This window comes from Providencia sp. UF-183 (assembly GCF_058246155.1).
In genome coordinates this window covers 1-1,174 of the sequence record NZ_JBSICD010000059.1, presented here as the reverse complement: position 1 = coordinate 1,174, position 1,174 = coordinate 1, and the positions used below count along the sequence as shown (strand labels likewise).

At 47.2% G+C, this 1,174-nt stretch carries 1 protein-coding gene; it reads left to right on the top strand.

Annotation, left to right across the window (positions count from 1 at the left end; genetic code table 11):
• A partial coding sequence (gene tuf, locus AC4IFT_RS22315; RefSeq protein WP_275077028.1) for an elongation factor Tu occupies positions 1-1,174 on the top strand: 1,174 nt, incomplete at both ends.

The following is a 1,174-nucleotide window of genomic DNA, read 5'->3' as shown; positions in this document are numbered from 1 at the left end:
TGTCTAAAGAAAAATTTGAACGTTCAAAACCGCACGTTAACGTTGGTACTATCGGCCACGTTGACCACGGTAAAACTACTCTGACAGCAGCTATCACTACTGTTCTGGCTAAAACTTACGGCGGTTCTGCTCGTGCATTCGACCAAATCGATAACGCACCAGAAGAAAAAGCGCGTGGTATCACCATCTCTACTTCTCACGTAGAGTACGATACTCCAACTCGCCACTACGCACACGTAGACTGCCCAGGACACGCCGACTATGTTAAAAACATGATCACTGGTGCTGCACAGATGGACGGTGCAATCCTGGTTGTTGCTGCGACTGATGGCCCAATGCCACAAACTCGTGAGCACATCCTGTTAGGTCGTCAGGTTGGCGTTCCTTACATCATCGTGTTCCTGAACAAATGTGACATGGTTGATGACGAAGAACTGTTAGAATTAGTTGAAATGGAAGTTCGTGAGTTACTGTCTCAGTACGACTTCCCAGGCGACGACACTCCAGTTGTTCGCGGTTCAGCTCTGAAAGCGCTGGAAGGCAACCCAGAGTGGGAAGCGAAAATTGTTGAATTAGCAGGTTACCTGGATTCTTACATCCCAGAACCAGAGCGTGCAATTGACCGTCCGTTCCTGCTGCCAATCGAAGACGTATTCTCAATCTCAGGTCGTGGTACAGTAGTAACAGGCCGTGTTGAGCGTGGTATCGTTAAAGTTGGTGAAGAAGTTGAAATCGTTGGTATCAAAGAAACGGTTAAAACAACTTGTACTGGCGTTGAAATGTTCCGTAAATTACTGGACGAAGGCCGTGCGGGTGAGAACGTTGGTGTTCTTCTGCGTGGTACTAAACGTGAAGAAATCGAACGTGGTCAAGTACTTGCTAAACCAGGTTCAATCAAGCCACACACTAAATTTGAATCAGAAGTTTATATTCTGAGCAAAGATGAAGGTGGTCGCCACACTCCATTCTTCAAAGGTTACCGTCCACAGTTCTACTTCCGTACAACTGACGTAACAGGTACTATCGAACTGCCAGAAGGCGTAGAGATGGTAATGCCAGGTGATAACATCAACATGATCGTTACCCTGATCCACCCAATCGCGATGGACGACGGTTTACGTTTCGCAATCCGTGAAGGTGGCCGTACTGTAGGTGCGGGTGTTGTTGCAAAAAT